The following is a 23,560-nucleotide window of genomic DNA, read 5'->3' on the forward strand; positions in this document are numbered from 1 at the left end:
CTATTACAGGGATAGTTATCCGAACAGGGTCGCTGGGAATTGTATCTGCCGGATTTCAGAAGGTGCCGTTTTTGTAACGGAGTGTAAGTCTCACAAAAACGTGTCTCGGTTCTCGTCAGGGTCAACTACCTGAGCGTCAATACTTGAACGATCGTTCTTTACAGTTGTAACTCAGTTTTTGACTATCGGACTTTTGGTGAGGCACTCGCGCGGTTACTATAAAGAAAAAGTTGGTAACCGTTAAATGTCCTGCTCAGAAGCCCCCGGCGTCGCGAATGCTGCTTCCGTTGACGTCCCCCATATGAATTGGAAGGAGCAATATCGTGTTAGCGGCATTGTCGCACTGGGCGGCTGTCTCGAATTCTACGACTTTGCAATCTTTCTGTTCTTCACTGAGGTCATCGGGCAGCAGTTCTTCCCAGTTGGTATGCCACTCTGGCTGACCACTGTTCAGACATGGGGGCTCTTCGCAGCCGGATACCTGTTCAGGCCGCTCGGGGGGATCGTGCTGGCTCACTTTGGCGATCTGTTCGGCAGACAACGGGTATTTGCGTTCTCTATCCTGCTGATGGCGGCGTCTACACTAGGCATCGGTCTCCTGCCTACCTATCAAGCTGTCGGGATCGTAGCGCCGTTTCTGCTGCTCTTTTTCCGCATTCTTCAGGGCATCGCAATTGGCGGTGAGCTACCTGGCGCTTGGACTTTCGTCACTGAGCATGTGCCACCTCGTCGCGTTGGTCTGGTGTGCGGTATAGTTTGTTGCGGGCTGACGCTCGGTATACTCTTGGCGACATCCGTCGCCGCCGCAGTGACATCGTCTCTTTCCCCGGACGATACGCAGCAATGGGGCTGGCGGCTGCCCTTTCTACTAGGTGGCGTTTTTGGGTTGGCCGGGATGAAACTCAGGCGGATGTTGAATGAAACACCGGTTTTTGTAAATTTGCGCCGGCGGCGGCTACTGGTTCCGGAACTCCCCCTTAGGGCGGTACTAAAGACAGAAATACGAGGCGTTGTCAGATCGGCGTTCGTTACATGGGTCCTGTCAAGCGTTGTTGTCCTGACACTCATGCTACCGATGACCCTCCATGGTACCTTTGGGTTTGATAAAGAGGGCGCACTGTGCGCCGCGAGCATCAGTACGGTATTCCTCGCAATCGGTGTTGTTATCGGTGGCGCACTTCTCGATCTGATCGGAGCCGCAAGGTTTTATATGCTTTTTAGCATTTTGCTACTCGCCGCAGCCGCCTGTTACTATTTCATGGCGGGTGCGTCAGTGCTAGAGCTTAACCTGATGGCTGGAATGATCGGTCTGGCAGGCGGAGTCTGCGCGGGGACACCGTATGTGATGGTCTCGTCGTTTCCTGCGAGGATTAGATACACAGGAGTGTCGTTCGCATACAACGTGTCCTACGCACTGTTTGGCGGCCTGATCCCGTTGATTGTGAACTCTCTTTCGCCGCTGGGAGCTATGGCCCACGTCCTCTATTTTTGCGTCATCTCCCTCTTCGCCTTTGCTTTGGGTGTCTCGCTGCTGCTGCGCGGTGAGCAATTGTGTCAGAGCGATTGACATAGTGGTTATTGCTCTGCACTTTCCGCGTCTAGCGAGCGCGGAAGCCCACTCAAAAGATTATAAAGCGTAGTTGCTAAGCTGATTGAGCTAACAGGTTTGCGTAGAACCATGGCATCCTTAATCGATCTCGCGTCCAACATCGTCGTTTCGTGATCAGCGACAAACACAACAGGGACGGGGGCAAACTCTCCGACAACCGAGCGACAATCTGGCGATTTCTGCCAGATATCCAGATCAAGAACGATTAGGTCAGGCTGTACACTGTGACGGTCGATCCATTCTCTCAAGGCCGTAAGCGATGAGAATCCGATGGGCTCATACCCCAGCGCTGCGATCTTTTCCTCAAAGAGTAGACGCAAAGCGCTGTCTCTCTGTCCCAGGAGGACGGTCTGACCTGACCCAATGGGGACGGTGCGCTCGTTGAAAAACTCAGCAAGAGGAATAGCTTTACGGAAAGAGGCGGGGAAATATAGTTCGAAGCGGGTCCCTACGTTCTGTTCACTGCTCACATTGATCTTTCCGTTCATGCCCACAACGTGACCATGCACGGCCGCCAACCCCAACCCTGTTCCGCCACGCGTGGATTTCGTCGTGAAAAAGGGCTCGAAAATGTGCGGCAACACCGTGTCGGGAATACCGGATCCGTGATCCTCAACGGAAACGATTACATAGTTACCGGGCGAGAGCTCTCCGTGTGAAAGACTGACGCGAGAATGGAACTCGCGAGCTACCACTGAAATATCGATCTCGCCCGCGTCGCCGGAAGCATGTGACGCGTTTGTGCATAAGTTCATCACAACTTGTTGTAATTCGATTGGATTTCCCATCATTGCTGGCACTCTCTCTGAGAAATCGAGGTTGAGTGTAAATCGATCCGGGATTGCCATTTTAACCATTGGAATAATGTCGTGAAGCGCTGCGGTGGCGTCGAACGGGTTGCTGACCCGATCACGCTTCCGGCTGAAAGTCAGAATCTGGTCAATGATAAACTTCGCCCGGTGACCGCTTGAAACCATCTCTTGAACGTAGCTCCGAGTTTTTGCAGAGTTTCGTCCAAGCTGGAGTGCCATTTCACCGTATCCGAGAATCGCCCCGAGAGCATTGTTGAATTCATGAGCGATGCCTCCTGCCAGAGTGCCGAGGGCTTCAAGCCTTTGCGCATGCTCAAGGCGCGCTTCCAGGGTCTCGAGTTCGGATTTATCTCGTTGCCCCTTGAGGCACTGCGAAAAAGCTATCAACGCCTGGCCCAGCAGCCGAACCTCGTCACGGTCAGGCTTTTTTCTTATCTCACGATGTTCTAGAAACAGAAGCCCGATAGAATTGTGCCCGATGTCCGTGGCAACCACCGAGCCCGCGCTCAGTGAGCCTTCCGGGAAATGCTCCAAGTCTCGCTGTTGAAGGTTTTCATAGTGAAATGGGTCCCATTTCTTGGGGGTTGTTCCCTTCTGCCCCTGAACTTCCGCGCGAAAGGTTTCGCGCAACGCATCGAAGCCTGGAAGGCCTGCGTCACCATACGTTGTTTCCGTTGCGCCAGTCTCACTATTCAAGGCAGCGAAGGCATAGCGGCTGGCATCGAAAAAGTTGGCAATCATGGAAAGTGCTTCGACAAGCGGGACAGAATGATCATCGGTGCCGTTGGTGAAGCGCTTCTGCATATCGGTGATCATCGTTTCCAGCTCTAGCTGCTGGGCGAGCTTCTGTGTCTGACGCCGCAGGCGGTAAATCAACGACGCAACATAGACGCAGAGCAATACTGCGATCGATCCCAACAGGAGCCTGCTCCATGAGGAGCGGACACTCAGTTCACCATAAGCATCGAGATACACTTTCTGGAGTCTGCGTGCGTCTTCCGAGGTCTGCGATGCCTGGATCGCCTGTATTATGTTGTCGACTGCCGGCAGAGTATCGAGGATCATACGAGCATGAACGACATAAGCCTGAACATCTTTCAGATCACCAGCCGGCAATCTCAACATGCGTTGGAGTTGCGCACGAATTATCTCGTCCAGGGCTTGGCTGGGCTGGTTCGAAAACCTCATCATGAGGTTTCCCAGATCATAGGGTACGTCCATCGACGCAGTTCGGGTTTCCGGCGATCCCTCGTGCAACTTGGTGAGCATCTGGGTGGCGATGGAAAGGGAATTCTGGAGGAGCGCGTTGTCTGTTTTGAATTCCTCGACCAACAGCTCGTCGTGGTCGATGGATGCGGAAAGCTTGGCAAGCTCCGATTGGAGTGCCGCTGGCGCTTCAACGCCGCTTTCTTCGAATAATTCTCCTAGCCGGGCGACTGTGAAGTGAAGCGTTTTCACAGGTTCAACCAGAGGATCATAGTCGCGGAGCAGCCCAGCGCGAGCCTGCAACACGTCACGCTGTAAGGATGCATGATTAATGTCGATCGCGCGCAGTGATGTCAGGATGTCTTCATGCGTCTCACGCGACGGAACACGACCAAACGCAAAAAGTGCGAAGGTGAAAACCCCCGCGACCAGGATCATTATCCTCCAGAGCTCAATAGTGTTTCGCCGGGGAGGGCGCTTGTAGCTTGCTTCCATTGTACTCGCCGGTAAGAGTTTTCAGGAACGCCAGCAGCGCCTTTATCTCATCTGAGGTTAACTTCCTGCCAAGCTGACTCACTCCCATGATCGCGATCGCTTCTGACAGGTCTGTTACCCGTCCATCATGAAAATATGGTCCGGTGAACTCAACGTTTCTCAGGCTGGGCACACGAAATACCCCTTTGTCGGTAGACTTTTGTGTAAGGGTAAACCTGCCAAGATCACCATCACCTGAGGAACTGCCGTGAGGAGGGCTTGTGAAAATGCCAAAGCGTTGGAACATGTTCCCGCCTACGTTCGCACCTTGATGACAGGATGCGCATCCATAGTCTTTGAAAAGGCGATATCCTTCCACTTCCAAACTGGAGAGAGCGCCAGTGTCACCGGAAATATACCGATCAAATGCCGAGTTGGGCGTGGCCAGTGAACGTTGAAACGCAGAGAGCGCATCAAGAACGGATCGTTTGTCTGGCTGGCGACCATAGACCTCCTCGAATGCTCCCGTATAGCCTTGGTTCTGGCTGAGGCGGTCGATAATGACAGGCCATGTGACTCCCATCAAATCTTCGTCGAGCAATATTTTCTCGTTCTGGCTCTCCAAGGAAGTAAAATCTCCACGCCAGCCTAGTCGATAGATACTACCAACATTGAACACAGTCGGGGCATTGAACCGATAAGCCTGCCCGTGCTGACCTATCGGACGCGCTGTATGCTGCGTTCCGCCAGATGTTAGGTCATGGCAAGTCATACAGGACTGGTTCTGGGCTGCTGACAGAATATTATCCGAAAAGAGCCTCTTTCCAAGAGCGACTGCGCGTTCGTCCAGCGGTGGAGGTGGTCTCAATGGAGCAAGCGGCTCTCGTCCGTCAACTGCCGCCTTGTTAGCAGCGATTGCACTAATTCCAAGTGACAGAACCAACCCAGCGGTACAAAGAGCAAAATAGCGCCAAAGCCATTGTGGCGTCAGACCGTGTGTTCCGCGTCGACTCAACCGGGGCGTCTCCGCTCTTCAACGGCAACCTCCGTGTCGAACATGTAGCCCGCTCCGCGCTCGGTAAGAATGAGCTTGGGGTTCGATGCATCTTCTTCCAATTTCCGCCGTAGGCGAAGGATCAAGACGTCAATGCTTCGATCGAATATCTCCTCGTCGTGCACGCGGCTTGCCGACAGCAACTGTTCGCGTGAAAGGACCTGCCGTGGAGTGTCCAAAAACGCTGTCAGGAGATTAAACTCGGCGGCCGTGAGCTTGACCTCGTCGCTACCGTCACGGATCAGCTGACGCCTTTTCACGTTAAGCTCCCAAGTAGCGAAGGAGTATATCTTTTGATCTCGCCGCTCCTGAACCTGTGGCTTTACACGCAGCGCTGCCCTCACTCTAGCCAGAAACTCCCGCAACCCAAACGGTTTGGTCATGTAATCCGCAGCACCGAGCTCTAAGCCGAGTACCTTATCGGTTTCCTCCAAGCGATCGCCGCTGATTATGATGCTCGGAGCATCTGTCTTGGCAGAGAGCGTTCTCACGATCTCCAAACCGTCTTCGTGGCCGAGATTGAGATCGACCACCACAAGGTCGACGGTCTCAGCCGCCAGAATCTGCCCGAGTTGATGACTATCCTTTACGCCGGTGACTCGAAACGCATGCTGCGACAGGAAGTCAATCAGGAGCGACCGCAGTTTGCTGTCATCATCGACGATAAGAATGTGCTTCACGGTCTATTCCACCAAGGGCTGATAATAGGAAAGGAGCTGCCCCGCCTTCGAGTCGCAGGATCTCGCTGCTTGATGTTGTTTTCGCCACCCGACGCCTTATCTCCCTCACCATCTGTTTGCCGACTTTGATCGCATCCGAGCTTGTTTTTAAAGCGCTGAGTTGTATCAAGTTGTATCAATGCCATCATCCGACACATTCGGATACAAAACTACAATTTTTTTGTCGTGCGCGCTACAAAAAGTGTGGACACGGACGCAGCATTCTTGGGGTGGCTTGACAAGCATGCCGACGTAGCGAGGCGGTTCGAGGAAAGCACACTTCATGTAGCGGCTTCTGAACCCCTCGGGGAGGTCATCCGGATTTCAATCAGTTTCGTTCGTAGTCGGTCGAGCCCCTAAAGACATTGCTCGGTAATACGCCCGCAACATTGTCCTTCGCGGCCTAAGGGGCTTAATCCGAAGGAGACTGGCTTGAGATATTTAATGCGACTAATAGGCGGCAAACTCCGAAAGATCAGACTACGTCGCGCGGCATCGGAATTGCTCGAACTCGACGATGCTCACCTTTCAGATATCGGAATTTCGCGCGGGATGATTGATTACTGCGTAGCTAATGGCAGAGAGCTATAGAAATTTCGATCGTCGCGTGTTGGTTGGTTGCTCGCCGGCCGATCGGCCGGCAATTTTTGAGGTGTCAAAGTTACAAATGTCACTATCTGACCGCTGGTTGTCATTGGTCTGTAACTATATAAGTTCGCAATGAACGTGGGTTAGGCCGGCGAATTCTTGCCGGTGGAGCAGGGGCTAATATTGGCAGTAGCGAAAGACGTTTGCATCCGGCCCAACCGCGCAGCTGTTTTATTGACGCCTCTTCTGGATCGGTTGTCGGCGCGCAGCCACGCAGTCAAGATGCGGCTGCGTTCAAGGTTTGACGGAGACGTCAAATGCTGATCATGATTTCAGTAACCGGGACGGTTGCTCTAGCTGTCTTGTTGGCGGGATTATTCGAGAAAAGCAAGCGGGCCGTTACCGTAGACCAATGGGCGCTCGGCGGGCGTCGGTTTGGCGCATTGCTAGTGTTCGTGCTCATGGCTGGCGAAATTTACACCACATTCACCTTTCTCGGGGCGAGTGGCTTTGCTTATGGCCGCGGTGGCGCGGTATTCTACATTCTCTCGTACAGTTGCCTTGGGTTCGTTATGTCCTACTGGCTACTTCCTCCCATCTGGCGGTACGCAACAGAGATGCGGCTTGTAACCCAACCGGATTTTTTCGCAAAGAAGTACAATAGTTCTTTGCTGGGAATCGTGGTGGCGATCGTCGGCCTCATCGCGTTGATTCCATACCTTATTCTTCAACTCAAAGGCCTTGGCATCATCACGGAAACCTTGTCCCAGGGCAGGGTCAAGACACCGGTGGCGGTTGGAATCGGTGCGGTGGTGATGTCTCTATATGTTGTCATGTCTGGCATGAGGGGATCAGCTTGGGCGGCCGTGGTCAAGGACTGCACCACGTGGGTCGTCTGTGCGTTTCTCGGTATCTATCTTCCCTACCACTATTATGGCGGGATCGGGGAGATGTTTCGTCAAATCGAAATTGCGAGGCCCGGCTTTACCGCTTTGCCGGAGACCGGACAGACCATTGTTTGGTACTGCAGTACGATCTTCCTGTCCGCTCTAGGCCTTTATATGTGGCCCCATACATTCTGCTCGGCCTATACCTCGAAGTCTGCGATTGCGTTTCGCAAGAACGCTGTGGTGATGCCAATCTATTCGCTGGTCATGATGTTCGCGATGTTAGTCGGCTTCGCGGCGGTTCTCCAGGTGCCGGGCCTAGAGGGGCAGCAGATCGATCTGGCTCTGTTGAAGCTGTCGATCGCGACCTTCGATCCGTGGGTGGTTGGTCTGATTGGAGCGGCAGGTGTCCTTGCCGCACTGGTACCAGGGGCCACCATCTTGATCACAGGCGCTACTGTCATCTCAAATAACATTTGTTGGAAGCTGTTTCCGGGTCTCAGCCCATATCAACTGACGAACTGCGCAAGGATTTCTGTTTTTTTTATTACGGCTGTTGCGGTCTACTTCACTCTTACGGGTGGCGAGAGCATCGTTGCGATACTCATAATGGGATACAGCATCGTCACGCAGCTCTTTCCCGCTCTGTTCGCGAGTTTGCTTCGTCAAAATCCTTTTACCAAGGAGGGCGCAATGGCCGGCATCGTCGTTGGCGTTGGGACCGTTGGCATCGTCAGCACAACGGGCTTGAACATTGCGACTTTCTTTCCAGACGCGCCAACTTTCGTGAAGGAAGTCAATACTGGCTTCATTGCAATGACTTTGAATGTCATGGTCGCGCTCTTGGTCAGCATCGCCACCGAACAATGGCCAGCTCCGTCTGAGCGCCTGCGTTAAGGCGGGCATGGTTGCCCGGCGATCACCCTGTCCGGGTCTGGTGTAAACATCACGATGCGCTTCATTTCTGAAGTATGGACGTCGTATACGGCGTTCTGGTTTCGCATGGATTCTACGTGTGAGTGTGTTTTGCGTAGCTTTACGCCGTACGGTTCTCGCTGAAGTGATCCGATTGTTTCTGCGGCCCTTGGTCGGAAGGGACGGTGTCTGAACTCGCAATCGATAACGTCAGAGAAGGGAGACAACTCGTGGCCCCGGCGAAATGAATGCACTCAGGTCTGAGGGTGCAAATGCGCAGCCTCACTCAAGCAGGCAGGCTACGCATTTCGCTTCAAGACATTTCTGTATCGAACTGTATCTTTAGGCGTCTCCGGTACATCTGGTTTCAAATTGGAGATTTTTGGACATACCGTCGATACATGCCGAGCGCTTCATGTGTTCATCAAACCACGGAGGTGTTCATGACTAAGTCCTTTGAGTTCAAGCGGAGAAGCTTCTTCGCAGTCGCAGCGGCATCCGCTGCAGCAGTGCAGTTCGTTGGAGTAGGAAAGGCGCTCGCTCAGACTTCGTCCGCCGCGAGCGCCGCCGCGGGCGGCTCGTCGGCGAGTTTTGGTCCGCTCAAGGAGATCAAGGCCGGCGCATTGAACGTGCAGTATGCCGAAGTCGGGCCTGAAAACGGTCCTCCGGTTATCCTCCTTCATGGCTGGCCGTATGATATCTACAGTTACGTCGAGGTCGCGCCGATCCTCGCGGCAGCGGGGTACCGGGTGATCGCTCCGTATTTCCGTGGTTACGGCGGCACACGTTTCCTCTCGGAGAAGACGCCTCGCAACGGCCAACAGGCCGCGATCGCTAAGGACATCATCGACCTGATGGACGCCCTAAAGATCGAACGCGCCGTAATCGCCGGATATGATTGGGGTGCGCGTACTGCTGATATCATCGCCGCTCTGTGGCCGGAGCGCTGCAAGGCACTGGTGTCGGTGAGTGGCTATCTGATTGGAAGCCAAGAGATTAACAAGAAGCCCCTGCCACCCAAGGCAGAGCTGGCGTGGTGGTATCAGTTCTATTTCACGACTGAGCGTGGCCAAGCGGGTTATGACGCCAACCGACACGACTTCAACAAGCTGATCTGGCAGCTTGCGTCCCCAAAATGGAATTTCAGCGATGCGGTTTATGACCGTACTGCGGCCTCATTCAAAAATCCGGACCACGTTGCGATTGTCATTCACAACTATCGTTGGAGGCTCGACTTGGCCAAGGGTGAAGCCAAGTTCGACGCCCTCGAAAAGAAATTGGCTAAGCTGCCTACCATCGGGGTACCTACCATCACGATCGAGGGTGATGCCAATGGTGCGCCGCATCCAGAGCCGGCCGCGTACGCAAAGAAATTCACGGGCAAGTACGAACACCGGCTGTTTACCGGCGGTGTCGGTCATAACCCTCCGCAAGAGACACCGGCAGAGTTCGCCAAGGCAGTTATCGACGCGGACCGTCTCTAGCAATTGCGCGACGTCACGTGAGGTGACGTGCTCGTATACCGGCGCGCAGTTCTCCCGCTCGTCGCCGGTCGGCTATCCGGAATCCGCCCCCTCATCCGGATAGCCGCCCCCCTTTTCTTTCATACGGAGTTCGATCAATGGGATCGTTTAGCGCCTGGCACTGGCTGATTGTACTGGCAATAGTCATGCTTCTATTCGGCCGGGGAAAAATACCCGCCCTCATGGGGGATGTCGCTTCCGGGATCAAAAACTTCAAGAAGGGCATGCAGGACGAGACCGAGGATCATGCTCGGTTGGCCACATCCGAGCATGATCCGCAGTAGCGTCCCCGCCGCACAGACAGCGGCCCGAGGTATCGATGGAACATACAGACCACATCCTTATTGTCGACGACGATCGCGACATCCGCGAACTCGTGCAGGGTTATCTGACGAAGAGCGGCCTCCGCGTATCAGCGGCTGTAGACAGCCGGCAAATGCGTACTCTTCTAGAGACCAATATATTTGACCTTATCGTTCTCGACATCATGATGCCTGGCGACGATGGGTTGGTGCTCTGTCGGGAGATACGATCGGGACGGCACAAGAACATTCCGATCATGATGCTAACCGCGCGCGCCGATGAGGCTGACCGCATACTCGGCTTGGAAATGGGCGCGGACGACTATCTCGTTAAACCTTTTGCCGCGCGCGAGTTGCTGGCAAGGATCAACGCGATCCTAAGGCGGACGCGAATGATGCCGCCCAATCTGCAAAAGACCGAGACTTCCGAGATAATCAGCTTTGGTGATTGGAAGCTGGACACTGTCGGGCGGCACCTTGTGGATCGCAAGGGCACTGCTGTCGGACTAAGTGGTGGCGAGTACCGCCTGATACGCGTGTTCTTGGATCACCCTCACCGTGTACTCAATCGGGATCAGCTGCTCAACCTTACACAGGGTCGTGAGGCAGACATTTTTGACCGATCGATTGATCTGCTGGTGAGCCGCTTGCGACAGCGCCTCAACGATGACGCACGCGAACCTGTTTACATAAAAACGGTAAGAAGCGAGGGCTATGTCTTCGCTTCCGCGATAGATAGCGTCGAGCCGAAATGAAGCCATTGTACCAGCGGTTTCGCCTCGGCGGTGTGTACAGCACACTGGGTGCGCGACTGTCTGGACTCCTGTTGTTAGGGGCCACCGCTGGATCGATTGTCCCGATCGGCGCCATTTCAATTGGCTCCGTCGTTAGTCTCTCAGTCGATAGTGCAGTGCCAGCTTCGAGACTGCCGTACGACAAGCTAAATCGCCAAAATTTCAGGGCGGACCTCGCGCCTGAGATGCGGTCGTTCTTGGCAGCCCCTTGTTCGCGATTGATATCTTGGCCCGCGGCCCGTGTTGTAGCGACTTGGATGATTCAGCTGGCAGGGGTAGTGACACTGGTATGCTTTGCCGTTCGGAGGTTTTGGAAACCCAGGTCTGCAGTAGTCGCTACTAAAACGGGTGACACGAACTGTAGTGATCCGCTCCTACAAAATCGTGAAAATGTTGAGGTTGGGAGCGCGGCAGACCTCCGCACCGGAGGTGTGACTGAAGCTGCACTTTTCGCACTGGAGAAGGCAGAAATGCTTGCGGCGATATCACATGATCTGCAGACGCCAGTCACAAGGCTTCGTCTTAGGATTGACACACTGATGGAAGGGGAGATGCGGGACCGGCTCCTTCGGGATCTGACGGAGATACAAAAGCTGATCGAGCAAGGCATACTTTACGCAAAGGCTGCCAAGGTTATCGAGGCCAATGTGAACGTCGATTTGGCGGCATACACATTGACGATCGCTCGCTCATATCAGGCTAAAGGTGCATCTGTTGTCGCAGAACAAGCATGTCCGCTGATGGTGTCTACTAAAGCGGCTGCCTTGACCACGATCATCTCCAGTCTGGTTGACAACGCGTTAAAGTTCGCCGGCTCTGCGGAAATAGTCGTAGCTCGAGACGAAAGTGGCAATGCGGTCATCCAGGTCCTAGATCGCGGACCGGGAATCCCGGAAAGTGAGCTGGAATTGGTACTCCGGCCGTTCTACAGGCTCGAGCCATCGCGAAATCGAGACACCGGTGGCTCGGGCTTGGGTTTGGCGATCGCGAACGAACTGTCTCGCACGTTGATCGCGCGCATCACACTCCGCAATCGCGAAGGTGGCGGGCTCGTCGCTCAGATTGCTTTCTCGGATTGAGCTACTCCGACCCAGGGACGTTCGTAAACCAACCTATTGCGATGAAACAATATTCGTGCACAGTAATAGCATACCGAATGACCGATCTGCGGTTGTTCTCAGAAATGTGAAAGCGGTGCCATGAAGATCGCAGTTCCACTTGTCCTGGTGTCGCTGGTGTTCATTGGGAGCATTACAAGCAACCGCGTGACGCCTCTGATTTTTGGCTATCCGCCTTTTTTCGCGTGGCATGTTTTCAGTGTTTTTCTCCTCGCGGGAGGCATGTGGTTGATTTTCAGGATGGATCCGCAGAACCATGTGAAACGAACTGACCGAGACAAGGATAAGCGCCAGTAGCGAGGTCGTGCAAGCCACACCCGGAGAATTCGGGTGTGGTAAGAGTTCGTTTGAAGGCCTATGGCCTTCGCTTCGCCTAAACCGGCGGAAGCTCGAGTCTTTTTGCATGGTGAAAACCTGGAAGAAGCTCCTCGATCTGTGAGGGCGTCAAAAATTCAAGACCGAACTCCACTCCCTTGTCGATTGCATCTTGGACGTCGGCCATTGAATAGTTGACCGCGCCCGTGGGCATGTCGAGCTCAACAGCAGGTGAGGACATCATCGCTCTAAAGTAGCCTTCTGCGCCACCAGGCTGGCAAAAGAAAAGCATTCTGAAGCGGTCAGTGCGCACGATGAACGCATGCGCCTTAGCGCGCGGCAGGAAAATGCAGTCGCCGGGCGAAACCAGAAATTCTTCTTCGCCAATAAAGACAGAGGCGCTTCCTTCAAGCACATAATACAACTCGTCTTCGCTGTGGTGAATGTGGGGTGGCGGCTCGTTGCCTGGCCTCATGAGCAGTTCAAAAAGGGAGAATGTTCCTCCAGTATCCTTGCTCTCCGCAAGGAATGTAAGCAAGCTCCCCATGTAATAGACTGAAGATTCGCGCGATTCACGCCGTTGGAACGGTTTCAGATCACTCATTGGGATTTCCTTTGTTTGAACGTTGTTCTCGAGATTGATTGCTTGAATGTCGATTGGAGAGTTCCCTTCTTTTGAAGGGGGTGCGACGCGACGGTACAGCTTCCAACACACTGGGCCCCGCAACGAGGGTCGGAGTCTGATTGGTGGCGAGCGTCTGGCTCGACAGTTAGGGGGCTGCCGCGATTGATCGGTTGAATGCATCGAAGTCAGATGGCATCAGGTAATCGACAAAAAGAATTCCGTTAAGGTGGTCAATCTCGTGCTGCAGGCAGGTTGCCAGCACGCCCTCGGCGTCTACCACATTTGATGCGCCATCGAGATCTGTATATCGCACGGTTACTTCCGCAGGTCGTTCGACGACAGCCATGTAGCCCGGAATTGAAAGGCAGCCCTCTTTAAACGACTTCAAGCGGATGGAATGAGAAACCACCTCCGGATTTACCAGCACCATCGGCTTTTTGGGTTCTTCACCCCGTGATAGGTCAATGACCACAACGCGTTTAGGCACCCCGATTTGCACCGCTGCTAACCCAACGCCGCCGGCTGCATACATCGTCTCAAGCATATCGACGGTCAAGGCCCTGATGTCCGCATTGATCGTGTCAACCGGAACCGACCGTCCCCGCAGCGTTTCATCCGGTACGGTTACGAACTGTCTCACTGTCATACTAACCTCCTCGTGACGCCTTAACGTCGAGTTCCAGCAACGGAAGCGACGGCGAGGGTTAGGTTGGTTTGTGGAGAAGACAAAGCTGTTACAGTTCGGCGCGGATTAATCGCATTTGAAACGAAGTTTCAACGTCGATGACAAGATGTCGATGGGGGCAAGTCGCAGCCCGAGATGTGACCGCGGACATATCCTGTCCACGGTCGTTTACAGTGTTTACTTTCTGACCTCAGTCGTCTGCGCCCCTGCTGGCGCTTCGTCGATCACCAGAAGCTTCAATGGCTCGCTGCCCGGGTTGGTGCCGCTATGCCATTTTGCTACTGACTCTACGATGACATCTCCCGGCTTGAACGTCTGCGAGACCTTTGTCTCCTCATTATACACTGTGATCTCTCCAGAGAGGACATATCCTAAGCGTGTGTAGGCATGCCGATGCACGGGTAGTGACGCACCGGGTTGAATGGTAAAGATCGAAGCCGTGATCTCAACGGGTCCGCCGGGCAACTCTACCGGCTGCTTCGCGATTGTCGTCCTTGAGTCGAATATGGGTTCGACAGTGACCTGAGAGTCGGCCGACGCATTCGTGGCGAAAGCCAGAGCTGCTGCTGCGATAGCTAATCTAAACACATATGTCTCCGTTCTTTGTTTTTAAACGGCAGTCTTTTCTCGAGGGCGGATTTCTCGCCGATGTGGAAATCGCGCAGTTTCGTTGCATGTGAAAGGTCGGCTATTCGGATTTCTGTGTTGACCAGTCCCAAGCAAGGCGACGGCTGGTCTGTGACTGCCAACCTTTGCGTAGTCTTACAGAAGCAACAATTTTATCGGCTGGGGCGAAGAAGTCGTAAATACTAGGTAACATTGAGCCTGTCTGTTTGCGGTCTACGACAAGTGCACGAGCATCAAAGTGGAACCGAAAATCCAATGACAGTGACCATATCCTCGCAGGCTCAAGATGGCCTGCGTTTTTCCCGTCGTCAGGCGGTAGTCCTCGAACACGCGTTGCAACTGCTTGCTGACGGCGGAGAACGGGCTTTGACAACCGGACGACTGGCGAGAGCGGCATGCTGCTCGAAAGAGAGCCTATACAAGTGGTTTGGTAACAGAGCTGGGATCATAGCATCAATGATTGCCTATCAATCCACAAAAGTTCGGACGTTCCCGTTCGGAGGACGACGGCTTTCTGCCAGAGCTCTCTTCGATCACTTATTAGTCTTCGCAAACGACCTTTTGGAGGTCCTTGAAGGAAACAATTCACTAGCGCTCAATCGGTTGGCGATCGCCCAGTCGGCAGATGGAAGTTCCGAGTTCTCCAGCGTGCTATTGGAGCAAGGGCGAAGTCAGGTCGAGGGGCGCGCTAAGTCCTTGTTGGATGCTGGAAGGGTGTCTGGGTTACTGTCGTTTCATAGCGTAGACGAAGCCTTCCACGTCCTATATGGACTGGTCGTTTCCGACAGGCATGTCCAGGCTCTATTGGGCGCGGTAAGCAAACGAGACCGAAGGAAAGTGGCTAAGTTGGCCGTGCGGCTTTTCCTGAGCTTGTACGGCTCCGACAGGTTGTTTCAAACACTGTCAGAAGATGAATACGGCACTTTCGATGGCAAGAGTGTCTGCTCGCGCCAGGTGGGGTACAGCCAGTGATGGCGATCGTTTCAAAGAGAGGGGCCGCAATCGCACTTGGAGCATCTGTCGTAGCTTCGATCGCTTGGTATGCGTTTCGATCAAATCCTAACGCGTTGTGGTCCATCATTCAGGATCGCTGTCTAATTGACTTTGCGGATCGAAATGGCTCGCCGCCCTGTATCAAGGTGGAACGACCGCAGGGTTACGTTGTAATCAAGGATCGCAAGGGATCACACCACTTCCTGCTGCTTCCTACCGAGAAGATTTCCGGGATAGAGGATTCCAGGCTTCTAGACGCACGGTCGCCAAACTATTTCGACCAAGCGTGGGGGAATCGTGAGCTACTGTCTGGCGATAGGGATGTAAGTGATGAGCAAATCCTTTTGGCAGTCAACTCGGAGTATGGGCGCAGCCAGAATCAGCTTCACATCCACATCTCGTGTACGCGGCCGGACGTTAGACAGAAGTTGCTCGAGCTAGAGACCGGGATTTCCGACACGTGGGAGCCCTTAGGCGTTGAATTCTCGGGGCATGCTTACTGGGCACGACGGGTGACGATGCCTCAATTTGCCGAGGTTGGGCCCTTCCGTCTCTTGGCATACGGATTGCCAAGGTCGGTTTCTTCAATGGGCAGGTATTCCGTCGCAATGACCGAATTGAAAGGCGAGGTCATTCTACTGGCGACCGAGCGGGACCTTTATGACTTCAATTTCGCGTCTTCAGAGGAATTGCAAGACCACGAGTGCGCGCCGTCCGCGCGATAGCTGTGAGCCGTCGGGTCAAACGCCCGGCCGGCTTGCCGCTCTTCGTGCGCTGATGACGGCGGCCATGTTTCGACGAATGGGCTTAATCGACGCTATCGCGGATGGATGGGGTAGGAATCGAGAAACTCATCTACCGCCGCAGCGAATGCCTTCGCAATCTCCAGGAAGGCAAAGTGCGTACTTCCGGGGCCGTCGAAGATAACGGTCCGGGAGTTAGGGATCATGGTCCCAACAGATGCCATTGCCTGCCAGGGCACGACACTTTCCTTTCCACCAAGAACAAGGGTAGGCATGTCGATACGACGAACTACGTCGCTCCAGTCGTGGAAAGCGTGGTCTGCAAGGAGCGCGGCCGCCCTGTCACGTGGGAGAAGCATATTATCCGCAACAAGCTGCTCAAACACCCGCATCGGCAGGTCAGCGCTCACCATCGACCGCAGGGTTTCCCGCGTTGCTAAATCTCCCTTGCGCGAACGGAGATCGTCAATCAGACGACCCAGCTGCTCGAATGTGAAGACGCCTCCCGTTTCAAGCCTCTGGTATGGATCGGATGCATTGGTCGCCGTGAGGGTGACGCTTTGATCGGCGAGAATGATGCGCGATACTTTGCTCGAACCGTAAAGTTCCAGGTAGCACCAAACAACCGAACACCCCATTGAGTGGGCCAAGAAGGTAACCATATCTAAACTCAGCGCCTCAAGCACTTCTTTAAGGTCGGCAGCTAGCCTGGATATCCGATAGCCATGCCCAGGCTCGCTACTTTCACCATGCCCGCGGTGATCAAGCGCGAGCACACGATATCGTTTCGAGAGGTGAGCAATCTGTTCCTCCCAAGCGGAAGCGGTTTGCGACCAGCCCGGCAGAATAATGAGGGCAGGGCCCGAGCCCACGTCTATCAGTGAAAGTGACGTACCATCTTGAATTTCGATTACCTTGCGGTGCATGGCGTGATGAGAGGGTAGGTAGCTGGTCGGCTGGTCCATTTCGTTTCCTTCAATGCTTCGGCTTATGCGCACTCGCTCCGACGTTTGCCGAAACGGATTCCTAACCGAACAAGAGCACGGTCCACTGGATGAATGACGGGATCAGGGTTGGAGGCCATCGGGATAATAGATCGAATAGAGCTTCACGTAGGAGCCGCTCTCGAACGTGCCGGTCCATCCTTTGGGGATCGTCACTGATTGGCCGGGCCCGACAATTGTCCGGGTGCCGTCAGTTGCAGTCATCGTAATCTCGCCGGCGAGCAGGTAGATCAGCTCGTGGTTGGCATAACCTATGGGGCCTGTGATCACCTCCTGTATCGGGCCTGAGCTGTAGACTCCGGTTTCGAACTTGCGATCGGGTGACAAGTATGTCTCCCGATCTTCGTCCGGGCCACTTTTAACGCGCCTGTCTTTGACTATCCGCTCCAGCTCATTGGAACGCAGCGTGGAAAGCGAGGGCGACTCGGCGTGGACAACAGACACGGCCAGTAGAGATGGCACGATAAGAAGCGCGGTGGGTTTCATATTCACAGCCCAATCAGGAATAGAAGCATGGCTGCGTCCTCGGTCACGGGGTCTCGGTTTCGCGATCAACCGTGACCGGAACGTCGGCGATCAAGCCTTTTTGATTACGATGACTTGCAGATATTCGCTTGGCACGACCATGGTGCCGTCCTCGGCCTCATTGAAACGCCCGATCAAGTCCAGGAGGTCTGCTTCTAGTTTCAACTGCTGGTCGGCTTGCAACGCAGCAAAGGCCTTGTGGACCGGCCCGTACCAGCTGCGAAATACATCAACCCAATGACTTGGCGACCGATAGCGGAATCTGAAATTAGCAACCTCGGTGGAGATGGTTGCCGCATCTCCGAAAAGGCTCTCCAGATGCGAGGGATCGCCCCACAGCGACGGAGGCTTAACGCCCGCGGGAGAAGGGACATGACGGCCGATGGTTTTGAAAAGTTGTCCAATGAACCCATCTGGCGTCCAGTTGGCCAAGCCAATTTTCCCGCCCGGGCGGCAAACACGAATTAGCTCGGCGGCAGCCTTGTTCTGATCCGGTGTGAACATGACGCCGAAAGTGGACAGAACGACATCGAACGCATCGTCTTTAAACGGGAGGGCCTCGGCGTCTGCCTCTTCAAAGCTGACCGACAAGCCTTCCGCCAACGCGCGACGCTTGCCTTGCTCGAGGAGCGTCGGCACGTAGTCCGTAGAGGTCACTACTCCCCAACGTCGCGCGGCAGCAAGAGTAGCATTTCCGTTTCCGGCCGCAACGTCTAGAACGCTCTGGCCAGACCGCAGGTCTACGGCTTCACAAAGCTCCTCTCCGACAATCTGCAGCGTGGTTCCCACGACAGCGTAGTCGCCTGATGACCAAGCACCTTGCTGGCGCGCCTTGATTTCAGAAAGGGTAGGCGCTTTCGCTACGGGTGCTGTTTCGTTCTGCATTGGTATCTCCATGATGTCGTGAATGACATCGATGGTCCGGGGACATTGCATCCGGATTACATGCGCAGTGGTTTGCATTTCAGTTGTGACGAATGCTCCGTGTTAGAGCGGGGCATCTTCTTGCTTCATCCACGGTACTCGCCATGGCTCTGCCGCTGACAGACCTTGTCCTTCGATTGGAAAGGCGTATCGATTGACACTTTGCTTTGTACGGTACAAGACAAAATGCCGATCATTGTAGGAGACATCTATGGCCGACGAAAATTCTGAAAGTTTAACTGCTCCGGTAACGCCGACACCTGTTGCAGAACCCAAGAAGCAGCGAGCTCCGCGCCGCAGCAAAGAGCAGATCGCCGCTGAGCTCGCTGCAAAGCAGGCTGCAAAGGGAGGTCCAAAGAAAAAGGAAGCTCCATCTGCATCTGCTTCCACGCGAGCTGTAAAGAGCACTTCTGTTCCCAAAAAATCAGAAGCACCGAAAGCAGTGTCTGCTGCCAAGACTGCGCCGAAAACGACGGCACTGGCCAGCGATGAATTTGCAGACCTCCTGGCTCTGGAGGAAGAGAACCGTAACCTCCGGAAGTCACTGGCGGACAAGCTACGTGCTGAGAATGTCGATCTCAAAAAGAAGCTAGGCCTTTCCTAAACTTGCCGATACTTGCGACCTTTATGGTCGACATCTTGATCTGAGTTCCGGGCCTCTTTGGCCCGGGATTGCCCGTCCGATACTGTACATTTGTCGAGGTATACGACGATGAGATCTCCGTGGCGATTGGCTGCCGGGCTTTTCTCCCGAAAGCAGCCGCTCGATAGCAACGAGCCAAAAGCCGATACTGCTGAAGCATTCGACCCTCAAGAGGTGGAGCCACGGTCTGACAGAGCGAGCGGGTCGAATGCCGCGCTCGATGATCAAGGTTCCGCCGAGAGAAGAGTGGGAAGCAATGACACGGTGCCATCTGAGCCGTCGATCCCGGCAACAGCAGAGAGCCGGACCTCTGACAGCGCCGATCTGCACCAGGAAGTACGGGAAGGGGACACCAAGGTGGACGCCTCCGAGTATTTAGAAAGGCCTGGGATTGACGACGACGGCGCGAGCAATGCCGACAGTATTCTCAAATCCGGGCGTCGCACGCGCGAGGAGTCCAAGGGAGTCGGTATTGAACACGAGAATGCTGAGCCTCGGCAACCCAACGAAGCGCTTGCTTTGGACGCAGAAATCCAAGATCTCCGCGCCCGCCTCTGCGAAAAGCTTAGAGCACAGAATGAGGTTATGACCCGGCTCCTGGAGCGCTATCAGTAGCTCGGTGTTGTCAAACATAGCGACCTTTACCAATACGCCACGTATTGCTTGAAGCAAAAGGCCGACACGGGTCAGCTACAGATTAAGACTTGCCCTCATACGGTGTTCAGAGCCTTGTAAACGCTCGCTGCATAGATTTCGTCGACGGATCCGGCCAGCCGTTTGTTAAACTCGACATCACTCATTCCTACCCTCAAGTCCTCGGTCAGCGCTCGTAAAAAGCTGGCGATCATCCCTCGATTGTGGCTCAGTCTCTCGCACGCCTCGGCACGATCATATCCTCCTGAGAGGGCCACGACCCGAATGACTTTCGGATGCTCGACTAACGGAAGGTAGGTGTCGGCGTGTGTCGGTATCGACACTTTAATGATGACCTGAGCTTCACTTGGGAGGTGGTCGAGTCCTCGGAGAACTTCCTCAAGGAGCACGCTTTCGGCGTGTGCTTTTGTAGGGCTTGTAACAAGTACTTCCGGTTCAATGATCGGAACCAGTCCTTGCGACAGTATCTGCCTTCCCAGATCAAACTGTTGTCTAACCAACATGGCGATCCCGGTGTTGTCCGAATTTGCGATGACCGAACGCATTTTAGTCCCGAACACTCCTTTCTTGGTCGCGCGAGCAAGAAGACTTTCCAGATCGGGAATAGGTTTCAAAAGCTGAACGCTGTGTCGTTCTTCTTCAAGGCCCTGATCAACTTTGACGAACGGAACGATTCCACGTTCTTCCCATAGATAGCTAGGAACCGACCGTCCACTTGCTTGTCCATCCATTGTCTTTTCGAAGAGGATTGCTCCGAGCACCTTGTCACCTGAAAAGGGCGGAGCCGTTATCAGGCGTACGCGCATCTCATGCACAAGGCGAAACATCTCTTCGTTGGTGGCATATTCAGAATCTTCAATGCCATATGTATGCAAGGCTTTTGGGGTGGAGCCACCGCTTTGATCGAGGGCGGCAATGAAGCCGTCTCCATTTCTCATCTGAGACAGCATTTGAGGATGAAGCTTCATTTGGAATCCCTTCAACGTGTGACCACAGAGGTTGCCGAAACGCCAATCATTAGGCGGAGGGCTATTGGTCTTCTGCAGTTTAACTCTCGCGCCCAAATGTCCTTGGACTTTAATGATCAGGAGGGTGCGCCTCGCCACAACGGGACTAACGCGGTGCGCACCCATCTAGAGAACAGGACCGATGGTCACGTTCGCGGCTCGAGCACTTAGTTGCCTGCTGCTTCTGCTGCCTTTTGAATAACGTCCGCCACCTTCTCCGGCTGCGACATGAACACGGCATGGCTGGCCTTGATCTCGGTCACCTCGCTACCTGCCCGTTTTGCCATCATGCGTTCTAGATCGGGGTTGATAGAGCGGTCTTCCGTAGCGACGATCGACCAGCTCTTTTTTGTCTTCCAAGCGGGTTTGCCAACTGCCGCGGAGAAAGCTTCTTTTGAAGCGAACACCTGTGACTTCGCGAGGAAGCTGACCTGATCTTTCGGAAGATCAGCAGCAAAATCGGAGGCAAACGCGGCAGGATCCAAATAGAGGTACTTGCCGTCTGTCGTCTCGCGAATATTCATCTTTCCGGCTGGAATTGCGCTCGCAGCTTTGATGAGGCTCTCGCCCTCATCCGGCTGAAACGCGGCAACGTAGACCAGGCCAGTGACCTTGTCATCGCGTCCGGCTTCCGTGATGACCATGCCTCCATAGCTGTGACCAACCAGCAAAGTTGGACCGTCCTGTAGGTCCAGGATTCTCTGGGTTGCAGCGACATCGTCAGCCAGTGAGGTGATCGGCTCCTGAACGATCGTTACATTGAACCCACGCCTTTCAAGGATGTTGGTCGCGTCTCTCCAGCCGGAGCCGTCAGCAAGCGCCCCGTGGACGACAACGATATTTTTCACTGATGCGGCGTGTGCTCCGAATGCGGCCATGGAGCTGGCGGCGGCAATGGCGAGAATCGGCAGATAGTTTCGCATTGAAATCCCTTCCGTTAAAATCAACGAGGTCTCGCGCGCTATTCGCGCGTCTCGCGATCCCCATATCCGTCTGCAGTGCGATCGAGACCGAGGACCCATGCACTTAGCCATGAGAACGTGTCCGGCGTATTTCCGCCAAAGACCCAAAGCGTATCGGCATGTAACAAGCCTACCTCGTATACACTTAGGTACACTTAGAGATGTCACAGTCCCGGTCGGTGACCCCTGCCAAGGCGGACGACCGCATACCCACAGAACATTTTCGTTCCGTGGACATCGGAACCCCGAGCACCGATCGGCACGTCGGGGTGCGGGCGGCGGTAGCCAATCTTCGCCGCTTTGATTGACCGATGAACGTCCTGCCACGAACCGAGTTCGGCGGGCACCTTCCCCTTCTTCCATAGGCGGGAAACGCACCCTTCCTCGAGATCTGGCAGGACGTCCTTGATTCCAGCCAGACGGGCGATGCCGCGTCTGGCTATCTCTGTGGCCGACGCGCAGGCGTCGGGGGCATCGAAGGCGAGGTTTCCGATGGTCGAGGAATACCCCGCCAGACCTCAAGTACTTCTATCCCTGCAAGACGGGCGCGACGCGTCAGCATCTGCACAAACACCGTTCTTGCCCAATAGTTCAGGAGCATATTGAGGGAACGGTTCTTGGCACTCGACCGCAACTTGCCGAGACCCTTCTCAAGCAAGATCGCGCCGCAGCGATGCTTGCGCGCTATGCATTTTCTACGGATTAGGCTTATACATATACCATAGTGCAGTAAGCACTGAGCGATACGTCTGATAGTACTAGCTCGAATTATCGAGAAACCCCTCAAGTCACTCTAGTCATTTCGCGATTTGTTTGGTCCGATTGTAGGCAAGCTGCCCACGATCGGTACCGGAATTTGGCCGGAGCGCTTTGTGATTAGTCAAACGCGGATAGCCAATTGAAGTTAGTTTTTGATCGCGGCGCGAGTGGTACCAGTAAACACTCGAGTGATGTAGGTGAGCCGTTCAGGTACCTCATAAGAGAGTTTGGCCTACAGCATTTTCTCTTTGCCCATTTCCCAAGCGCAGACCGTACTGGTTTAGCTGAAAACGTCATCGCCTCCAATTGGCCGGCCGATATCCTGCTTCGCGTCGAGCGATCCGGGGAGTTTTACCGCGGTAGATTTCTCGCGGAGCTCAGACGTTCGATCCTTCCCGCTTTCGCGGAAAGCACCGGGCTAGGCCGCATGGAGAAAGAGGGTGATGATAATGAGCTCTTGGACTCTTGCTATGGTGAGGGATTTGCAAACACGATGGGCTTCCCAATTCACGACGCCCAACACCGGCATTATCTGATCATGTTGTCAGGTCAGCACAGGATTTCCGATGAAGCGCGGCTGGGTTCGCTTGTGCTGAGCGTTATGAAAGTCGTGAATGTGTATGCTCCCCTCGAACGGCCGGAATCGACCCCATTAAGTGGGAGGGAGCTCGACTGTCTCAAATGGGCGGCAGCAGGCAAGAGCAGCGAGGAGATTGCCTTGATCCTCGGTTTGAGCTCACACACCGTAAACGACTACCTCAAGACCGCGATGCGCAAAATGAACGCTGTGACCCGAATTCAAGCAGTTGCGATCGCTTGCCGATTGAGGCTCCTCTAACAGCGTCTTGATCCGCATGATGATGTGGCCTCTTCACCGAGACACGTAGCCATCGAGAGTCTAGTGAATTCACGTATAGGATCGTCTGTGCAGTGGTAGGCCCGGCAGGACTCGAACCTGCAACCAATCGGTTATGAGCCGACGGCTCTAACCATTGAGCTACAGGCCTGACAAGCATTCGTAGACCACACTAAGGCAAGACAGGCAAGATGGGTTGCGGCCTAAGCCGCGTTAGCGCAGTTCGAAAGTCGAAAC

At 54.4% G+C, this 23,560-nt stretch carries 23 protein-coding genes and 1 tRNA gene; 12 read left to right on the top strand and 12 right to left on the bottom strand.

What is annotated here, in order from left to right; all coding sequences use genetic code 11:
- The first annotated feature begins 301 nt into the window (after positions 1-301).
- Positions 302-1,567 carry an MFS transporter gene (locus D460_RS0122170; RefSeq protein ID WP_018900789.1) on the top strand — a complete coding sequence of 422 codons (1,266 nt, stop codon included), beginning with the start codon at positions 302-304 and terminating at the stop codon, positions 1,565-1,567.
- A gap of 8 nt (positions 1,568-1,575) precedes the next feature.
- Here the strand turns inward: D460_RS0122170 and D460_RS0122175 are convergent, their stop codons facing one another.
- From D460_RS0122175 to D460_RS0122185, 3 genes are read right to left on the bottom strand one after another with little or no spacing between them, the layout of a single operon-like run.
- A complete protein-coding gene (locus D460_RS0122175) occupies positions 1,576-4,122 on the bottom strand; it encodes a two-component system VirA-like sensor kinase (protein ID WP_155947816.1) in 2,547 nt (848 codons plus the stop codon).
- Positions 4,079-5,116 (bottom strand): cytochrome c peroxidase, encoded by a 1,038-nt coding sequence (locus D460_RS35290; protein WP_081619948.1) that lies wholly within the window; start codon positions 5,114-5,116, stop codon positions 4,079-4,081. Before D460_RS35290 ends, D460_RS0122175 begins: the two co-directional genes overlap by 44 nt.
- Positions 5,113-5,835 carry a winged helix-turn-helix domain-containing protein gene (locus tag D460_RS0122185; RefSeq protein WP_018900792.1) on the bottom strand — a complete coding sequence of 241 codons (723 nt, stop codon included), beginning with the start codon at positions 5,833-5,835 and terminating at the stop codon, positions 5,113-5,115. Before D460_RS0122185 ends, D460_RS35290 begins: the two co-directional genes overlap by 4 nt.
- A 483-nt stretch (positions 5,836-6,318) precedes the next feature.
- On the opposite strand from D460_RS0122185, the gene D460_RS35295 reads away from it, so the two are divergent.
- From D460_RS35295 to D460_RS33550, 7 genes are all read left to right on the top strand, one after another.
- A complete protein-coding gene (locus D460_RS35295; protein WP_081619949.1) occupies positions 6,319-6,465 on the top strand; it encodes a DUF1127 domain-containing protein in 147 nt (48 codons plus the stop codon).
- Positions 6,466-6,779: 314 nt separating this feature from the next.
- Entirely contained in the window at positions 6,780-8,246 is a 1,467-nt protein-coding gene (locus D460_RS0122190; RefSeq protein WP_018900793.1) for a sodium:solute symporter, read from the top strand.
- Between the two features lie 461 nt (positions 8,247-8,707).
- Complete coding sequence (locus tag D460_RS0122195; protein WP_018900794.1) at positions 8,708-9,748, top strand: alpha/beta hydrolase; 1,041 nt, start codon at positions 8,708-8,710, stop codon at positions 9,746-9,748.
- Positions 9,749-9,885: 137 nt separating this feature from the next.
- A complete protein-coding gene (locus D460_RS0122200) occupies positions 9,886-10,071 on the top strand; it encodes a twin-arginine translocase TatA/TatE family subunit (RefSeq protein ID WP_018900795.1) in 186 nt (61 codons plus the stop codon).
- Between the two features lie 35 nt (positions 10,072-10,106).
- Entirely contained in the window at positions 10,107-10,844 is a 738-nt protein-coding gene (locus D460_RS0122205; RefSeq protein ID WP_018900796.1) for a response regulator, read from the top strand.
- A 470-nt stretch (positions 10,845-11,314) separates the two neighbouring features.
- The gene (locus tag D460_RS36465; protein WP_196809355.1) at positions 11,315-11,962 is read left to right on the top strand and encodes an ATP-binding protein; all 648 of its coding nucleotides are present in this window, start codon (positions 11,315-11,317) and stop codon (positions 11,960-11,962) included.
- 120 nt (positions 11,963-12,082) lie between these two features.
- Complete coding sequence (locus tag D460_RS33550; protein WP_018900798.1) at positions 12,083-12,298, top strand: DUF3311 domain-containing protein; 216 nt, start codon at positions 12,083-12,085, stop codon at positions 12,296-12,298.
- 76 nt (positions 12,299-12,374) lie between these two features.
- On the opposite strand, the gene D460_RS0122220 is transcribed toward D460_RS33550, so the two are convergent.
- From D460_RS0122220 to D460_RS0122230, 3 genes are all read right to left on the bottom strand, one after another.
- Positions 12,375-12,920: a cupin domain-containing protein gene (locus D460_RS0122220; RefSeq protein ID WP_018900799.1), complete on the bottom strand. Its 546-nt coding sequence runs from the start codon at positions 12,918-12,920 to the stop codon at positions 12,375-12,377.
- 166 nt (positions 12,921-13,086) lie between these two features.
- Positions 13,087-13,587, bottom strand: a complete 501-nt coding sequence (gene def, locus D460_RS0122225) for a peptide deformylase (RefSeq protein WP_018900800.1) — start codon at positions 13,585-13,587, stop codon at positions 13,087-13,089.
- A gap of 216 nt (positions 13,588-13,803) precedes the next feature.
- Entirely contained in the window at positions 13,804-14,214 is a 411-nt protein-coding gene (locus tag D460_RS0122230; RefSeq protein ID WP_018900801.1) for a cupin domain-containing protein, read from the bottom strand.
- 294 nt (positions 14,215-14,508) lie between these two features.
- On the opposite strand from D460_RS0122230, the gene D460_RS0122235 reads away from it, so the two are divergent.
- The gene (locus D460_RS0122235; RefSeq protein ID WP_018900802.1) at positions 14,509-15,225 is read left to right on the top strand and encodes a TetR/AcrR family transcriptional regulator; all 717 of its coding nucleotides are present in this window, start codon (positions 14,509-14,511) and stop codon (positions 15,223-15,225) included.
- An 838-nt stretch (positions 15,226-16,063) separates the two neighbouring features.
- On the opposite strand, the gene D460_RS33555 is transcribed toward D460_RS0122235, so the two are convergent.
- The 3 genes from D460_RS33555 to D460_RS0122255 all read right to left on the bottom strand — a co-directional run bounded on the left by D460_RS33555 (position 16,064) and on the right by D460_RS0122255 (position 18,403).
- On the bottom strand, positions 16,064-16,954 hold the full coding sequence (locus D460_RS33555; RefSeq protein WP_018900804.1) for an alpha/beta hydrolase: 891 nt from the start codon (positions 16,952-16,954) through the stop codon (positions 16,064-16,066).
- Positions 16,955-17,056: 102 nt separating this feature from the next.
- Positions 17,057-17,479, bottom strand: coding sequence for a cupin domain-containing protein (locus tag D460_RS35305; RefSeq protein ID WP_037111856.1), 423 nt, complete (start codon positions 17,477-17,479; stop codon positions 17,057-17,059).
- 90 nt (positions 17,480-17,569) lie between these two features.
- The gene (locus tag D460_RS0122255) at positions 17,570-18,403 is read right to left on the bottom strand and encodes a class I SAM-dependent methyltransferase (protein ID WP_026283412.1); all 834 of its coding nucleotides are present in this window, start codon (positions 18,401-18,403) and stop codon (positions 17,570-17,572) included.
- A 250-nt stretch (positions 18,404-18,653) separates the two neighbouring features.
- On the opposite strand from D460_RS0122255, the gene D460_RS0122260 reads away from it, so the two are divergent.
- Both D460_RS0122260 and D460_RS0122265 read left to right on the top strand, forming a co-directional pair.
- On the top strand, positions 18,654-19,046 hold the full coding sequence (locus D460_RS0122260; protein WP_018900807.1) for a hypothetical protein: 393 nt from the start codon (positions 18,654-18,656) through the stop codon (positions 19,044-19,046).
- 108 nt (positions 19,047-19,154) lie between these two features.
- Positions 19,155-19,700 (top strand): hypothetical protein, encoded by a 546-nt coding sequence (locus tag D460_RS0122265; protein WP_155947817.1) that lies wholly within the window; start codon positions 19,155-19,157, stop codon positions 19,698-19,700.
- 95 nt (positions 19,701-19,795) lie between these two features.
- Here the strand turns inward: D460_RS0122265 and D460_RS0122270 are convergent, their stop codons facing one another.
- Positions 19,796-20,707 carry a fructose bisphosphate aldolase gene (locus tag D460_RS0122270; protein ID WP_037111857.1) on the bottom strand — a complete coding sequence of 304 codons (912 nt, stop codon included), beginning with the start codon at positions 20,705-20,707 and terminating at the stop codon, positions 19,796-19,798.
- Between the two features lie 206 nt (positions 20,708-20,913).
- Positions 20,914-21,669 (bottom strand): alpha/beta hydrolase, encoded by a 756-nt coding sequence (locus D460_RS0122280; protein ID WP_018900811.1) that lies wholly within the window; start codon positions 21,667-21,669, stop codon positions 20,914-20,916.
- A 937-nt stretch (positions 21,670-22,606) separates the two neighbouring features.
- On the opposite strand from D460_RS0122280, the gene D460_RS0122285 reads away from it, so the two are divergent.
- The gene (locus D460_RS0122285) at positions 22,607-23,305 is read left to right on the top strand and encodes a LuxR C-terminal-related transcriptional regulator (RefSeq protein WP_018900812.1); all 699 of its coding nucleotides are present in this window, start codon (positions 22,607-22,609) and stop codon (positions 23,303-23,305) included.
- Positions 23,306-23,398: 93 nt separating this feature from the next.
- Here D460_RS0122285 and D460_RS0122290 read toward each other — a convergent pair.
- Positions 23,399-23,474: transfer RNA gene (locus D460_RS0122290), tRNA-Ile, on the bottom strand.
- Positions 23,475-23,560: the final 86 nt, after the last annotated feature.

Origin of the sequence: Rhizobium sp. 2MFCol3.1 (genome assembly GCF_000377565.1) — a bacterium.
In the GTDB taxonomy this organism is placed as follows: Bacteria; Pseudomonadota; Alphaproteobacteria; order Rhizobiales; family Rhizobiaceae; genus Rhizobium.

Bases quoted from the DNA above. Each gene is read 5' to 3' on its own strand.
- D460_RS33550 (WP_018900798.1), top strand. From the start codon at position 12,083: ATGAAGATCGCAGTTCCACTTGTCCTGGTGTCGCTGGTGTTCATTGGG.
- D460_RS0122200 (WP_018900795.1), top strand. From the start codon at position 9,886: ATGGGATCGTTTAGCGCCTGGCACTGGCTGATTGTACTGGCAATAGTC.
- D460_RS0122190 (WP_018900793.1), top strand. From the start codon at position 6,780: ATGCTGATCATGATTTCAGTAACCGGGACGGTTGCTCTAGCTGTCTTG.
- D460_RS0122195 (WP_018900794.1), top strand. From the start codon at position 8,708: ATGACTAAGTCCTTTGAGTTCAAGCGGAGAAGCTTCTTCGCAGTCGCA.
- D460_RS35305 (WP_037111856.1), bottom strand. From the start codon at position 17,479: ATGAAACCCACCGCGCTTCTTATCGTGCCATCTCTACTGGCCGTGTCT.
- D460_RS0122170 (WP_018900789.1), top strand. From the start codon at position 302: ATGAATTGGAAGGAGCAATATCGTGTTAGCGGCATTGTCGCACTGGGC.
- D460_RS0122280 (WP_018900811.1), bottom strand. From the start codon at position 21,669: ATGCGAAACTATCTGCCGATTCTCGCCATTGCCGCCGCCAGCTCCATG.
- D460_RS0122175 (WP_155947816.1), bottom strand. From the start codon at position 4,122: ATGGAAGCAAGCTACAAGCGCCCTCCCCGGCGAAACACTATTGAGCTC.
- D460_RS0122270 (WP_037111857.1), bottom strand. From the start codon at position 20,707: ATGAAGCTTCATCCTCAAATGCTGTCTCAGATGAGAAATGGAGACGGC.
- D460_RS0122235 (WP_018900802.1), top strand. From the start codon at position 14,509: ATGACAGTGACCATATCCTCGCAGGCTCAAGATGGCCTGCGTTTTTCC.
- D460_RS0122255 (WP_026283412.1), bottom strand. From the start codon at position 18,403: ATGCAGAACGAAACAGCACCCGTAGCGAAAGCGCCTACCCTTTCTGAA.
- D460_RS0122205 (WP_018900796.1), top strand. From the start codon at position 10,107: ATGGAACATACAGACCACATCCTTATTGTCGACGACGATCGCGACATC.
- D460_RS0122260 (WP_018900807.1), top strand. From the start codon at position 18,654: ATGGCCGACGAAAATTCTGAAAGTTTAACTGCTCCGGTAACGCCGACA.
- def (WP_018900800.1), bottom strand. From the start codon at position 13,587: ATGACAGTGAGACAGTTCGTAACCGTACCGGATGAAACGCTGCGGGGA.
- D460_RS0122220 (WP_018900799.1), bottom strand. From the start codon at position 12,920: ATGAGTGATCTGAAACCGTTCCAACGGCGTGAATCGCGCGAATCTTCA.
- D460_RS35295 (WP_081619949.1), top strand. From the start codon at position 6,319: ATGCGACTAATAGGCGGCAAACTCCGAAAGATCAGACTACGTCGCGCG.
- D460_RS0122265 (WP_155947817.1), top strand. From the start codon at position 19,155: ATGAGATCTCCGTGGCGATTGGCTGCCGGGCTTTTCTCCCGAAAGCAG.
- D460_RS33555 (WP_018900804.1), bottom strand. From the start codon at position 16,954: ATGGACCAGCCGACCAGCTACCTACCCTCTCATCACGCCATGCACCGC.